Here is a 15,056-nt window from a genome sequence, read left to right on the forward strand (position 1 = left end):
GTGATCGTGCCCATAAAAAAAGGAGCTCAACTGAGCTCCTTTTTCTCTGCTTCAGCGCTTAGGCGCTGTGTGCCGATTCCTGCTTATCAATTCTAAACAGCACCGAATACAGCACTGGCACAATCACCAAGGTCAATACCGTGGCGAAGGTTAAACCGAACACCATCACTACCGACATCGACTTAAAGAATGCATCGAAGAACAGCGGGATCACCCCCAGCACCGTGGTTAGCGCCCCCATCATCACTGGGCGCAAACGGCTGACCGAAGCATCGATGATGGCGTCAAAGCGCGGTTTGCCCGAGTCGATCTCAACGTCAATTTGATCCACCAACACAATGGCGTTCTTAATCAACAGTCCCGACAGGGATAACAGCCCCAAAATGCCCATGAATTCCAGCGGTGTTTCCGTCAGCACTAAGCCCAGTACCACCCCGATAAAGGCAAGCGGTACCACCAACCAGATCACCACCGGTTGCTTCACTGCGTTAAACAGCAGCAGCACCACAATCACCATCGCCATCAACCCCAGCGGAATGGTCGAGGCCAAATCTTCGTTCGATTCGGTTGAATCGCCGTAGATCCCCTCCCACTTGAAACTGTAACCATCGGGCAATTCGATGGCTTCAATCTCCGCACTGATGCGCCCACGCAGATCCGACTCCAGTTCATCCGGCGCAGTATTGACCTGCGCCTTGATGGTCCACACTCGGTTGACTCGACGCAATTGCGCATCACGCCATTGGGTATCGATGCTGGTGGTTACCGCGCTCAGTGGCGCCACAGAGGCCGTTGCCGAGCCAATCACCTGCACGTTGCCAATGTTGGCGATGTCTTGCCGTTCTTGCGCTGGCGCCCGAGAGATGATCGGCAATAACTTATCGGCCTCGCGGTAAGTGCCAATTTCGCGGCCATTGAAGTTAGTTTGCAACGCTTTGGCCAGATCTTGACGGCTGATCCCGGCCCGCTGACCGGTTTGCTCGTCGTAGTGCGGTACGATCATCGGCACCTTCGCGCGCCAATCATCCCGCACCGCAACACCGCGGCCATCGGCGGCCATGATCGCTTTGGCTTGATCGGCTAAGTTACGCAACACATCCGGATCGGGGCCAGTGAAGGTGGCTTCAATATCGGCGCCGCCCCCAGGGCCAAGCACAAAGCGCCAGACCATCGTTTGTGCATCCACAAACTCTTGATCCAACTGCGTGCGAATGGTTGGGATCAAATCATCAATGCGCTTGTAGTCATCCACTCGGATCAGCAGTTGGCCATACGAGGAGTTCGGCGACTGCGGCGCGTACACCAACATGTAGCGTAACCCCCCAGCCCCCACCGAAGACTCGATGGACTCAACCCCATCTAAGCCAGCAACAAAGGTTTCAATCTGCTTAATGTCCGCTTCCGTGCGGCTGATGTCGGTGCCTTCCGGCAACCAGTAATCCACCACCAATTGCGGCGAGGTCGAGGTTGGGAAGAAGCCTGGTTTAATGAACTGCGCCCCCCAAAGTGACAAGACAAACAGGCCAATCACCGAGGCCAGCGTCAGCACCCGATGCTTCAGTGCTGAGCGCACGAGCGATTTGTAGCCGCCCAGTACGGCGCCCACTTTCTCTTGTTCAGCTTCGGCGTCACCGCGATCTTTAAACAACAGATAACAGAACCACGGCGTTAGCGTTACCGCAAACAGCCAGCTGTAAAGCAGTGAAATTAAGATCACCCAAAACAGGTGGCCGGTGTACTCCGCGGTGCTGCCCGGCGCAAAGCCGATAGGCGCGAAAGCCAAACAACCAACGATGGTACCGCCCAGCAATGGCCATTGGGTTTGGGTAACAATCTCTTTGGCGATCTGCAACTTGCCGATCCCCCGTTTAATGCCAACCAAGATCCCTTCCGTCACTACAATGGCGTTATCCACCATCATCCCCAACGCGATAATCAAGGCACCAAGGGAGATCCGGTGCATTGGGATCCCCGCCACTTCCATGGTGGCTAAGGTCGCCGCGATGGTCAGCAGCAAGATAGCGCCAATCACCAGCGACGATTGCAGCCCCATAAACAGCAGTAAGGTGATCACCACAATCACCAAGGCGGCGATAACGTTCGCGACAAAGTTTTCTACCGAAGCTTCGACTTCTTGGCCTTGATGGTAGAACTGCTGGATCTGCATGCCCCAAGGGCGACGGCTTTCCGATTCAGCAATGCGCGCATCCAACGCCTTACCAACGGCCACCACGTTCGAGCCCAAAACATTGGAGATCCCCAGTGCAATCGCCTTTTGTTGATTAAAGCGCAACAAGCTTTCTGGTGGTGTTTTGAAGCCACGGTAAACGTCGGCGATGTCCCGCAAAAAGATGGTTTTGCCGTCACTGGCATCGGAAACCAAGGTGTTCTTCAACGATTGAATCGAGTCAACGGCACCGCTGGGGGCGATCACCAACCGCTGTTGCCCCACTTGCAAATTACCGGCATTCACCACTTGGTTTTGCGCCGCTAATTTAGAGGTGATGTTGTCGAGCGATAGCCCCAACGAGCGCAACGTCTCACGATTAAACTCGACAAATATCGCTTCGGTTTGGTCGCCAAGCACCGTGACCTTCGCCACATTATCAATCTGCTCCAGCTCGGATTTCAGATCCTTGGCGTAATCAAGCAGTTCGCCGTAGTTGTAATCGTTGCCGGTCAGCAGGTAATACATGCCATACACGTCACCAAAGTCATCGGCCACGATAGGCTCTTGCGCGCCAGGCGGTAACTGGTAAACGTTATCCGACACCTTGTTTCGTAATTTGCTCCAGATCGTGGACAGCGCCGCTTTGGTTTTCGAGAACTCGTATTTAATTTCAACGGTGATCTCGGATTTACCAAAACTGGATACCGACCGCACCTCTTCCACCTCTTGCAGCTGGCGGATCGCCACCTCTAAGGTTTCCGACACTTCCTCTGCAACTTCTGTTGGGGTTGCGCCGGGGTAATAGGTGATCACCTGCGCTTCACGAATGGTGAAGTCGGGATCTTCCAATCGCGGCATATATTGGTACGCATTCCAACCGCCAATCAGCGACATCAAGATAACGATGACACTGAGCACACGGTTGCGAATGGTAAATTCAGCAAAATTCATGCAATAGCCTCAAGTGTTAACGCTGCCAAGGACGGATCTGTATGCCCGCAGAGAGGAAATCGCCGCCGGCCGCCACAATCATGTCGCCAGCTTCTACCCCAGAAATCACATCAATGCTGTCGCCCACCGATGGGGCAATCTCAACGTAACGTTTGCTGATGGTGTGTTGTTGCTGGTCATACAGCCACACAAAGTGCTTATCCGCTTCCGCCAAAACCGCTGGCAGTGGCACGCTAAAGGGCTGCGATTCCCCTTCGGCCAGGCTGCGAGACACATGCAGCTGAGCATTCATCCCCGGCAACACCACCTGCCCTTCCGGCGCTTGGAAGTGGAAGGTGACTTCATAGGTTTGCGAGGCGGCATCGGCTTCTAAAACCACCGAATTAAAATTGGCGGGGATCTGAACCTGTGGCGCGCTCGGCAGCACCACATAAGCGCTCAAGCCACTGGCGTCGTTGGAACGCGCCATCAGCGCAGCGGGCACATTAATCGACACTTCCATCAGATCCGCCGCAAACACCGTGGCCACCAAGGTGCCCGCACTGATGTTATCCAGCTGCGATACCGGCAACTTCGCGATCACGCCATCGTACGGGGCGCGCAGGCTAGTATCGTTTAACGCTTTTTGAGCGGTTTCAAACTGTGAACGAGTGACATCTCGATTCGATGTCAGCTCTTCCAGATCACTTTGCGATATGGCGTTGGTTTGCTTTAGCTTCACCGCCCGCTGATAACTGGACTCGGCATTGCGGTATTGCGCTTCAGCCGACACCAGGTTGCTTTTAAAATCGGTGTCATCCAGCTGGGCCAGCAGATCGCCCTGCTTCACCTCTTCGCCTTCATCGACGGTAATGGTTTGGATCAAGCCACTGACTTGAAACGCCAAGTTGGCACTTTCAGCGGCGGCAACCACGGCAGGGAAACTCTGCATCTGCGCGGTGCGTGCATCTTCTACGGTAAAGAGTTTGGCTGGACGCGGTTTCACCTGCGCTTGCGGCGCTTGAGATCCATTGTCACAGCCGGCCAGCCCAAGGGCCGCGGTTACACTAAGGAGTAACAAAGTTTTTTTCATATCATGCTCTAGTCACAGATGAACAATTAATGGGGACGCCAATCGCGATCATTGCTGATTTCCCAGCTATTAAAAATCTTACCAGTTGATCAACACGTTAGGTAAATAAACCGTCATTAAGTTCCGACGGCTTCACGCCCCGTAATGATTACGATTCTGTCGTGGCAGATAGGCTAAAGGGTAGCCACAGTGCTGTGAAATAGCTGTGAGGAGAGGGCTAAACCGGAAGTGAAACAATAACATGGCGAGCCATGTGGCTCGCCAGGCTTACATCGCCAGAAATTCGGCGCGGGTGCGGGCGTCACTGCGAAAGTTGCCACCCAAGGCGGTGGTGGTGGTGTGGGAGTTGACGTCCATCACCCCGCGGGACTTAACGCAGTAATGAGTTGCATTGATTGAGACCGCGACGTTGTCGGTTCCCAACAGAGTTTGCAGCGACACCAAAACTTGTCGGGTTAACCGTTCTTGCACCTGAGGACGTTGTGAGAAAAAGCGCACAATGCGGTTGATCTTCGACAAGCCGATCACTTTTGACTTAGGAATGTACGACACCTTGGCAAAACCATCGATGGTAACGAAGTGATGTTCACAGGTACTGGTAAGGTTGATGTCGGCGACTGTTACCATTTCATCCACCCCCATTTTATTGTCGATGACCGACATCTTAGGGAAGGTGCTGTAATCCAGCCCAGAGAACACCTCGTCAACGTACATTTTCGCGATGCGGTGTGGGGTTTTTTCTAAGCTGTCATCGCTGCGATCCAGCCCCAAGGTATCCATCATCTCGGCCATGAGCTGCTGAATGCGTTGATATTTTTCATCGCGGCTAAGGCCATTATCGATCATCGGGGTTTCTAACCCTTTCGCCTCAAGGGCGCTGCGCACCAATTGTGCTTGTTCCGAAATCGAAATCATCGTTTTCATCCAGACAGTTGATTTTAAATGGTTACGGATAGTGTAGCGAAAAGGATTGTGACTCAAGTTTACGCGGCAATAAATTGGTCGGGCTTAGGTCTCACTTTTGCACCAATTGGTTTGACACGCTCACTCTTCAAACAAACCTCAAAGCCAGACACAGCAAGGGCTGCAGAGTGATCCAGCTCTCATAAATTTTCTCTTTAATTAACGATTTTTCCGATTTATGCGCGCATGAATAAATTCACACCGAAGAATATTCACCTGCAAGTGTAAAGCTAAATGCCCACCCCATCGGGCTTTACGTAAACTTTTGTCCTCTACGGTCACTAAACCGCTAATTTGCACTCATTTTCTTCGTTTGAGCTCCGTTGCCAATTGGGTTACTTAGTCCGTGGGATGCCGTGGTGGCGGCCACCGCATCCCTCTTGGCCGACAAAAGAGCAGATGGCTAACGTTCGAAAAAACAACAGCTATGCTGTAGTTGCCGTTTTCGTGTCTGCATTCATTCTTTTGATTTTACGCTATAGCCACGCCATTAAAGGACAAAAAGTTGGAGAACAGCGATATGACCATCGACTATCAAGCCATTCATCAAGAACTCGCTCAAGCAATCGGCAGCGAAGCAGTAACCGACGATCCCGTACGTCGTTTTGCCTGGTCGACTGACGGCAGTTACTTCCGAATTGTGCCGCAATTGGTGGTTACAGCAAACGACCTTGAGCAAGTAAAGCAAACCCTTGCGATTGCTCGTAAATACAATGCACCGGTTACCTTCCGTGCTGCGGGTACTTCCCTATCCGGTCAGGCCGTAGGTGAAGGGATCTTGCTGCGTTTGGGTTACGACGGTTTCCGTAACATCGACATCAGCGACGATCACAAACAGGTCTCCTTGGGTGCGGCGGTTATTGGTGCCGACGCCAACGCTAAGTTGAAGCCGTTTGATAAGAAGATTGGTCCCGATCCAGCCACCTTGGCTTCGTGCATGGTCGGCGGCATCATTAACAACAACGCCTCTGGCATGTGTTGTGGTACCCACGAAAACAGCTACAAAACCATCGAAAGCGCGAAATTACTGTTCGCCGATGGCACTTACCTAGATACCGGTTGCGATCAGTCTAAAGCGGCATTCAAACAAGCACGCCCAGAGCTGCTGGCCACCATTCAAGAACTGACCGCATCCACCCAGAACAACGAAGAACTGGCCAAGCGTATTCGCCAGAAATTCGAAATTAAAAACACCACCGGCTACAGCCTGAACGCCTTGGTGGATTACACCGACCCATTCGATGTGATCAACCACTTGGTGGTGGGCTCTGAAGGTACCTTCGCCTTTGTTGAAGAAGTGACTTACCGCACCGTAGAAGAAGCACGCTTTAAAGCCTCTGCAATGGCGGTTTTCTACAACATGGTTGACGCAGCCAGCGCCATTCCACCACTGAAAATCCCAGCGGTTGCCGCCGCTGAATTATTGGATTGGGCTTCGATCAAATCGATCATGGGCAAAAAAGGCATGCCAGAATGGCTGGATCAGCTGCCAGAAGGCGCTGCAATCTTGCTGATCGAATGTCGTGCCAACGATGACGAAACGCTGGCGCAATACACCGAGCAAGCAACCCAAGCCATTGCACACATCAAGACTGAACGTCCGGTTGAATTCACCACTGATGCCGCGGTATACGGCAAATACTGGGCGATGCGCTCCGGCTTGTTCCCAATCATTGGTGGCGAACGCCCAGCGGGTTCTTCGGTCATCATTGAAGATGTGGCGTTCCGGGTTGAAGATTTGGCCGCCGGTGCTGCCGATCTGACCGAGTTGTTCCACAAGCACAACTACCCAGAAGGCGTGATCTACGGCCACGCACTGGACGGTAACTTCCACTTCATCATTACCCCACACTTCCGTGGCCAAGACGACATTAACCAGTTCGATCGCTTTATGGCGGATGTGGCTGACTTAGTGATCAACAAGTACGACGGTTCCATGAAAGCAGAACACGGTACTGGCCGTGCTGTTGCGCCGTTTGTTGAGATGGAATGGGGCGTGCAAGCCTACGAGCTGATGAAACAGCTTAAAGCGGCGTTCGATCCAAGCACCTTGCTGAACCCTGGCGTGGTACTGAACGACGACAAAGAGATCCACATCAAAGACATCAAGCAAGCGGCGGTTGTTGATGGTTGGGTTGACCGTTGTATCGAATGTGGCTTCTGTGAGAAGACCTGTCCGACCAACGCCATCACCATGACCCCACGTCAGCGGATCACCACCTTGCGTGAAATCGCCCGCTTGGAAGCAAACGGTGAAACTGCCGCCGCAACGGAATTGAAAGCCGCCGCACAACACGACGTGATTGATACCTGTGTGGCCTGTCAGCTGTGTGTTATCTCCTGTCCGGTAGACAACAACATGGGCATGTTGGTGCGGAAACTGCGTGGCCCACAAATCGATTCCACGGCTCAAAAAGTACTGGATTTCCAAGCCAACAACTTTGGTGCGGTCAACCAAGTGCTCAGCACCGGTTTTGATGTACTGCACGGCATTCATAAGATCACCGGCAGCACCGTCACCAAAGCACTGATGGACGTAGGCCGTAAGGTAACCAAAGAAGTGCCTTACTGGGATCCAAGTTTCCCGAAAGGCGCCAACCTGCCGAAGCCAAGCGCCCCTCAAGCGGATAAGCCAACCGTGGTTTACTTTGCAGCCTGTGGTGGCCGTACCTTTGGTCCAACTCCGGCGGATCCAGATAACGCCACCTTGCCAGACGTTATGACCGCACTGATCGAACGTGCTGGTTACAACATCGTGATCCCAAACAAGACCCGTCACCTGTGTTGTGGCCAGATGTGGGAATCCAAAGGCGATTACAAAAACGCTGACATGAAGCGTGATGAGCTGCTGGCGGCACTGAAAGAGTGCACCAACAACGGCGAATACCCAGTGATCATTGATGCCTTGTCTTGCACCAAACGTACTTTGCAAGACTGTGAAATCGACTTCACCTTGCTGGACGCGGTTGAGTTTATTCACGACGAAGTAATGCCGAAACTGCCAGCCACCAAGCGCAAAGAGAAAGTGGCTTTGCACGTTGGCTGTAGTGCCCAGCACATGAACATGGGCGGCATGATGGAAGCGATTGTTGACGCGTACACCGCCGATACTTTCCGTCCGGCGGGGATCAGCTGTTGTGGCTTTGCTGGCGAAAAAGGCTTGTACAAGCCTGAGCTGAACGCATCGGCACTGCGTACCCTGAAAGATCAGTTACCAACGGAAGTCACCGAAGGCTACTACGCTAACCGCATGTGTGAAATGGGCATGACCCGCCACAGCGACATCTCCTACCGTCACCTCGCGTACTTGGTAGAAGAATGTACTCGCTAAGCTAACGCTTAAGCACAACAACAGCGCCCAATCGGGCGCTGTTTTTTTATCTGCCGATGCTACGCCCACCCTTGCTGCACTCGCCTCCTTTTTCACCCCAGCGCTTGCTGTTCAAGGCCGTAACGTTGTTCACTGCCCCCAGCGCCGCACGGCTTACAGTCACGGAAGATTTACACTTCAACTGAACATCAACATGCCCACAGTGGTTGTCAGGATTTAACTCGGTGGCTTAGGTTAATCGACGTTACTTTTCATCACTGCTAGGAGCACCGATGCACAACACCAGTCTGGATTATCTGTATGGGTTTGGTAATGAACACCAAACCGAAGCCCTACCCGGCGCCCTGCCGCAAGGGCAATTCAGCCCACAGCGTTGTGCATACAACCTTTATGCCGAGCAGTTAAGCAGCACCGCCTTTACGGCTCCACGCGCCGCCAATCGCCGCAGTTGGACCTACCGCCTGCGCCCATCGGTAAGCCAAGCAGGCTTTGCGCCGTTGCCTCATCACGGTTTGGTAACCGCCCCCATCAGCACCATTACCCCACCCGATCCCATGCGCTGGGATCCGCTGCCGCTGCAATCCCACCCAACCACCTTTGTTGAGGGCTTAACCACCATTGCCGTGAATGGCAGCGCCGAATCGCAACACGGCATGGCCATTCATGGGTATGTCGCCAACCGCAGCATGAACAGCCAAGTATTCAACAGCGCCGATGGCGAGCTGTTGCTGGTGCCGCAACACGGGGCACTGCAGTTGGACACCGAATTTGGCCAGCTAGCGATTGCCCCCGGCGACATCGCAGTGATCCCCCGCGGCGTCAAGTTTCGGGTGCAACTGCAACAAACCGAAGCCCGTGGCTACGTCTGTGAGAACTACGGCGCAGCCCTAGAGCTGCCCGAGCGTGGCCCGGTTGGGGCAAACGGTTACGCCAACGACCGTGATTTTCAATATCCGGTGGCGTGGTTTGAAGACATCGAAAAAACGCATCAACTGATCACCAAGTTTGCCGGCCATTGCTACCAAAGCCAATTGACTCACAGCCCCTTTGATGTGGTGGCTTGGACCGGCAACAGCGCCCCATACAAATACGACTTAAGCCGTTTCAATGTCATCAACACCGTCAGTTACGATCATCCGGATCCCTCCATCTTTACCGTGCTGACTTCCCCAAGCGAAACCGAAGGCTGGGCCAACTTAGACTTTGTGATCTTCCCACCCCGTTGGATGGTGGCCGAAAACACCTTCCGTCCGCCGTGGTTCCACCGCAACGTAATGAGCGAATTTATGGGGCTGATTGAAGGCAGTTACGATGCCAAACAACATGGCTTTGTTCCCGGCGGCATGAGCTTACACAACTGCATGACCCCCCACGGCCCGGAAGCGGAGGTGTTCGACCAAGCCAGCAGCGCCGAACTTAGCCCACAACGCTACGAAAACACCTTGGCGTTTATGTTTGAATCGCGCTACGTGTTTAAGCCAACGCAATGGGCACTGGATAGCCAGCTGCGACAACTGGATTACCCCGATTGCTGGCGCAGCATCGCCAAACAGTTTACCGGCCAACCCTAGGTCAGCGAAAAACCGGTAGCCGCAGCATCGCCTTGGCGCTACGCCATCAAGGCGATGCCGCCAAACGCTGGTATAAGGCTGATATCCGCTTGCAACCAAGCGCGTGGCAGTGGTCATACTGCGATTCAGTTTGATTCAAGCAGATCAGCCTTTTTCACTTTCTGTTACGCCCTTTTTGGCCAGAGTGGCCAACAGCATCAACACCGCAGTACGATCCGCCTGGATTGAGCAAAACAACAGTCGAGTTAAAATCACCACCCCGCAAATTATGACTCAATCGATCCATTAACAAATTGCATTAGCCTGCGAATTCAGTTACATAAATGTAACAACCAAGGAGGGGGATTTAATGAAAGGCTGGGCAATGGCACTGCTGTGTGGACTGGGCGCAACCACGGCGCAAGCGAAGCACACGTACCCAAATTATTATAAGAATGTGGATCATCTCCCCCCATACGAGCAGGCACTCAGCAACGATGATTGGTATATGCCAACAGCACAACAGCGAGCCTTGGTCAGCGGCCTATTAACGGAAGATCTGGTGCAAGATGGCTTACGCTGGAAAGTGCAGCAGATGGTCTACGATCCAAATTTTTACCAAGGGATCCGCCGAGTGGGCAGCGAAACCGCTTGTTTGATGTTTCGTTACACCAAGGGCTTTTTAGCTCGCCCCACCTGCACCGCGGCGCCCATTGATGGCGAACAGATTGAAGCCATTCCCTTTGCCAGCAAAAAGAGCCAGTACTTCAAACAGCCGCTGATCATCAATTCCCCCATCCGTGCCAGTAAAGATGATGAGCTGCGTTACGAGTTTTGGATCCCCGCGGGCATGGATTACAAACCCAACCGCCACTATTACCCAATCCATCAATTGGGGCACAACAAGCGTGGCGCCAATAACGAAGAGTTAGTGATCAACGCTTTTCTCACTGTGTACGAAAACAAAAACGGTAAATGGCGCAAACTGAAACTATCCAATAAACCGCTGACCCTAGCGATGAAAATTCCGTCGTTAACTGAGATCAGAAAAAACAAAACCGCCCAGCAAGCGTACCGACAAGCCGAGCACTCAGTACGGATATTAGATTCACGCGAATAATTTGCTCATACCTATGGCAAATGTATGATTTAGCGCGCATTTCCCTGTTTATGTTCGCACTAATTGGCGGCGGCAGGGCCCACTAGGCATACAATCCATACACGGCCCTAAACTTGTGTGGATTCCATGGCTAACACGTTATTTACCCTTGTGATTTGGGCACCATTGGCAGTGGTTGCAGTGGCGGCCTTGATCCCATGTTGGCGACGGCGCCAGTCGATTAAAAAAAAGCGGAAGAAGCGTCTGCAACAGAAAAGTTAATGTGACACCTATCACAATAATTGCTTTTGGGTGATACTGGCAGACACTTTTAGAGCCACGACAAGGACTGTCGATGCGTTGTATCGTTACCACCGTAGCGGCCATGTCGCTGCCGATGTTGCTCAGCGGTTGCCTATCAACGGCACCCAGCGCGGCCACCCCACAGATCTCTGCCCAGCTGTTGAACGCTAAGACCCTCCGCCCTGTGGTTGGGGCTCAGATCTGGTATCGGGATAACAAATCGGCCAGTCTTTGTGCCAGCGACAATCGCGGTCACTTCACTGTTCACCCAACCACCGTACCGCTGCATCAGCGCCTGTTTAACGAGGCGCGGCCTCAGGCGCAGCTCACCATACGTTACCAAGGTGAATTTCATCAGCTGGCCGTGGCTGCAACCGGCCAGGATCAACAGCTTGGGCCTATCGCCATCCTAGCCAAACCTTGGCAGCATGTTGCCAAACAAGCCCCGTTATCCCCCCCGCGTGCGGCGTTAACGCCGCAAACCACCATCGACTTATGTGATAAAGCGACCGCCAAGGGTGCGTGGCAGATGTTGTACAGCGCCCAAACGGTAGAACAACATCCGCAATCCAGTCCACTGCAGCAGCAAGCCCAGCACAACAGCTACCAACAAGCGCAACTGCTGTTTCGCCAATTGCAGCAACAGTGCCCACTGCCAGAGCCGCAGCGGCAACAACTGCAACGTTTGGTGCAAAGCCTTAGTGTGGGATCGCAGTTAGCCGTGGCGGATTAGCCTCGCGCCAGTGCCAAGATCTCATTGATGTCGAGCGGTGGCGTGTACTGCGCCAAATCACTTTCCCGCTCGGTTATCGCCACCACGCTCATCCGATCCGCCAATTCATTGCCTTCGATCCCCGCATGGCCAGCCACGTGTGCAATGATCACCCGATCGGCCACTTGCAGATACAGCTCATACAGCGGTTTGATGATCTCTAAATTTTTTACTGGCTCATTCGCGCCGCGTTTCCACCCTTTGGCTTGCCAACCTTTAGCCCACTGGGTTACCGCATTGATGCTGTACGCCGAGTCGGAATAGATCAGCACCTTATCTTCACCTTGATGCTGTTGCGCCATCAGCAACGCGTGGTGCAGCCCCAGTAGCTCAGCGGTGTTGTTGGTGCCCATTGGGTTGTATAAGCCATACCAGCACTGAGTCAGTTCCCCATAACGGTACACCGCCATGCCCGTGCCCGCTTGGCCGGGGTTGGGATCGCAGGCGCCATCGCAAAAAATCGCCATGGCCGCGGTTTTCATCTGCACTTGGATCTGCGCTTCGGTTAACTTCGCAGGCTTAGCACTGGCCTTGCTGGCCGCGCCACTGCGGCGAGTGCCCGTTCCAGCCACAGTCGGCTTATTGTTAAAGGCGGCACTGGCTTCTGCCTGTGTCTTAAACGACTTGTAGCGTGCCCCAGCAAAGCCGTCGACCTGCGCTTTACAGTTGTTCCAGTCGGAATAGATCCCCGGCTTGCGCCCCTGCCACACCACATAAAATTTTGCCAAGCTCAGATCCGCCTATTGATTGTTGTTCGCTGCAATAATTGCCTGACTGTCGAGCTTTTAAGCCCCATTTGCAAGCGCTTTTATCGCCCTAACCTACGGCTGAATAAGGGCTGCACAACAGCGTTCAATTTGTAATCCAAACCGACTTTGATAGCATGCAACCCGTGGCCATTGTTAAGGAAAATAAGCCGTTGCCAAACCAATTCAAACAACGGATCGGCGCAGAAAGCCAGCGTTGGCTCGATGACGGGATCATCAATCAGCAGCAAGCCGAGGCGATATGCCAACGTTATGGGCGCCACGTGGGTCAAGTTGACACGCGCTTTAGCCTGCGCGTGCTTGAAGCGTTGGCGTTGCTGTTTGTGGGGCTGGGCTTGATCACCCTGATCGGGGCGAACTGGCAAGAATTGCCCCGCTTGGGGCGCATGTTGGGTTTGATTACCCTTACCGCCACCGTGCAAGGGTTGGCGTGGTGGCAGCTGCACCAAGGCAAGCAGCAACAGGGCGTTGGCTTGCTGTTTTTAGGCAACATCTGCTTTGGCGCAGGGCTAATTCTTACCGCGCAGATCTACCACTTAGGCGAGCACATGCCCGACGGGATCTTCTGGTGGGCGCTGGGCTGTTTACCGGTCGCGCTACTGGTGCCCAGCCGCCTGCTGATGCTGCAAACGCTGTTGCTCGCGCTGCTGTGGTTTGGGGTTGAAGCCGATCTGCACATCATGCCCAGCCTAATGTGGTTGTTCCTGCTTGCCGCCGCTTGGCAATTGCGCCGAGGCGACAGCAGCCACAGCTTACTGCTGCTTACTGTGGTTGCCACGGGGCTGTGGTTGCTGTTTGGCTTTGGCTACCTGCTGCTGGATGACTACAGCGGCCGGTGGCAAAGCGAACAATCGTTGTTGGCAGTAATGCTGCTGCCACTGGCGCTGGCGTTAAGCCAATATTGGCAGCAACAGCCGTGGGCTCGTGGCCATCAGTACGGGCCATTGCTGGGCAACTGGACCATCCGCGTGACCGTGTTGCTAGGGCTGATCTTCACCTTCGATGAGATCTGGCGTGAACTGCTGCGTCTGCCTTGGCGACACCTGCCGCAACTGTTGCTGGCAACCGCCGCCATTGCCATCACCACATTGCTACTGCAACGGCAACAATGGCCACGTTGGTTGCTGCTGTGGTTCTGTCTCACCGCACTGGGTTGGCTGCTGTTTACCTCGCCAGCGTGGCTGACCGCGGATCAACTGCAGATCGCCAGCAATCTCTTACTGGTTGGCTACAGCTGTTGGTTGGTGCATCTGGGCATTCAAACCGGTTACGCCCACCACTTCTATTTAGGGCTCTGCACCCTTTTATTAGTGGCACTGCTGCGCTACACCGATTTAATTGGCGATTACGTTAGCGCGGCGCTGCTGTTTTTGCTGTTTGCGCTGCTGCTGTTTGCCGCCGCCAGATTTTGGCATAAACGCCACGGCCACCCCGCCGCCACGGAGCCCAGCCATGACGAAACCTAACCCAATCTGGCTGGGGGCCGCGCTGCTCCTGCAACTGCTGATCATCGTTGCCGCTTTGCTGCTGGCTCAGCTGCCGCTGCTGACGGGCACGGAAATCCGCCTTGCCGCTCAACCCGTAGATCCTCGTTCTTTGTTGCGCGGCAACTACGTGATCCTGGACTACCCGCAACTGCGCCCCAGTACCGAGCAGCTGCAACAGGCACAGCTGCGCCCAAGCCAACCCTTTTACATCCGTTTAGAAGCCAACGCCGATGGCCTTTACCAGTTTGCTGGGCTCAGCCCAATGCCGCCAAGCAACGGCCTTTATCTGCGCGGGCGGGTGCCGAACCCCATCAGCAGTCGCCGCATTCGCTACGGCATTGAAGCGCTGTTTCTGCCCAAGCAACAAGCCCTCGCCACCGAAGCCAAGTTACGCGATGGCGCCATTGTGCGGGTGCGGGTAGATAGCCGTGGCCAAGCTCGTTTGGTGGCGCTCGAACCCTAGCGAATAATCAATGAACGATGCAGCGACCAGCGTTGCAGCGGCTTAATCATGCGCGAGTGACGCTGTTCATCACAAGGTTACCCTCACAAAAAAGGCCAGCAGATGCTGGCCTTGGTCGTTTCGTTAAC

10 protein-coding genes are annotated in these 15,056 nt (G+C 53.9%); 6 read left to right on the forward strand and 4 right to left on the reverse strand.

The window, feature by feature from the left end; genetic code table 11:
• Window positions 1–58: 58 nt before the first annotated feature.
• The 3 genes from Q0796_RS03450 to folE form a co-directional block, all read right to left on the reverse strand.
• Entirely contained in the window at window positions 59–3,121 is a 3,063-nt protein-coding gene (locus Q0796_RS03450) for an efflux RND transporter permease subunit (protein ID WP_298440323.1), read from the reverse strand.
• 16 nt (window positions 3,122–3,137) lie between these two features.
• Complete coding sequence (locus Q0796_RS03455) at window positions 3,138–4,193, reverse strand: efflux RND transporter periplasmic adaptor subunit (protein ID WP_298440325.1); 1,056 nt, start codon at window positions 4,191–4,193, stop codon at window positions 3,138–3,140.
• A 267-nt stretch (window positions 4,194–4,460) separates the two neighbouring features.
• Complete coding sequence (folE, locus tag Q0796_RS03460; protein WP_298440327.1) at window positions 4,461–5,108, reverse strand: GTP cyclohydrolase I FolE; 648 nt, start codon at window positions 5,106–5,108, stop codon at window positions 4,461–4,463.
• A 568-nt stretch (window positions 5,109–5,676) separates the two neighbouring features.
• Here folE and Q0796_RS03465 point away from each other — a divergent pair.
• The 4 genes from Q0796_RS03465 to Q0796_RS03480 all read left to right on the forward strand — a co-directional run bounded on the left by Q0796_RS03465 (window position 5,677) and on the right by Q0796_RS03480 (window position 12,172).
• Window positions 5,677–8,487 (forward strand): FAD-binding and (Fe-S)-binding domain-containing protein, encoded by a 2,811-nt coding sequence (locus Q0796_RS03465; RefSeq protein ID WP_298440329.1) that lies wholly within the window; start codon window positions 5,677–5,679, stop codon window positions 8,485–8,487.
• A 272-nt stretch (window positions 8,488–8,759) separates the two neighbouring features.
• Window positions 8,760–10,058 carry a homogentisate 1,2-dioxygenase gene (gene hmgA, locus Q0796_RS03470; protein ID WP_298440331.1) on the forward strand — a complete coding sequence of 433 codons (1,299 nt, stop codon included), beginning with the start codon at window positions 8,760–8,762 and terminating at the stop codon, window positions 10,056–10,058.
• A gap of 349 nt (window positions 10,059–10,407) precedes the next feature.
• Window positions 10,408–11,157: a hypothetical protein gene (locus Q0796_RS03475; protein WP_298440333.1), complete on the forward strand. Its 750-nt coding sequence runs from the start codon at window positions 10,408–10,410 to the stop codon at window positions 11,155–11,157.
• Window positions 11,158–11,491: 334 nt separating this feature from the next.
• Window positions 11,492–12,172, forward strand: coding sequence for a hypothetical protein (locus tag Q0796_RS03480; protein WP_298440335.1), 681 nt, complete (start codon window positions 11,492–11,494; stop codon window positions 12,170–12,172).
• On the opposite strand, the gene Q0796_RS03485 is transcribed toward Q0796_RS03480, so the two are convergent.
• The gene (locus Q0796_RS03485) at window positions 12,169–12,939 is read right to left on the reverse strand and encodes a ribonuclease H family protein (protein WP_298440337.1); all 771 of its coding nucleotides are present in this window, start codon (window positions 12,937–12,939) and stop codon (window positions 12,169–12,171) included. The genes Q0796_RS03480 and Q0796_RS03485 overlap by 4 nt on opposite strands.
• Before the next feature lie 164 nt (window positions 12,940–13,103).
• Here Q0796_RS03485 and Q0796_RS03490 point away from each other — a divergent pair, with 164 nt between their 5' ends.
• Together Q0796_RS03490 and Q0796_RS03495 are read left to right on the forward strand one after the other, a co-directional pair.
• Window positions 13,104–14,444, forward strand: coding sequence for a DUF2157 domain-containing protein (locus tag Q0796_RS03490; RefSeq protein WP_298440339.1), 1,341 nt, complete (start codon window positions 13,104–13,106; stop codon window positions 14,442–14,444).
• Window positions 14,431–14,928, forward strand: coding sequence for a GDYXXLXY domain-containing protein (locus tag Q0796_RS03495; RefSeq protein ID WP_298440341.1), 498 nt, complete (start codon window positions 14,431–14,433; stop codon window positions 14,926–14,928). The genes Q0796_RS03490 and Q0796_RS03495 overlap by 14 nt, the downstream gene beginning before the upstream one ends.
• Window positions 14,929–15,056: the final 128 nt, after the last annotated feature.

This window comes from uncultured Ferrimonas sp., from assembly GCF_947489035.1.
In the GTDB taxonomy this organism is placed as follows: domain Bacteria; phylum Pseudomonadota; class Gammaproteobacteria; order Enterobacterales; family Shewanellaceae; genus Ferrimonas.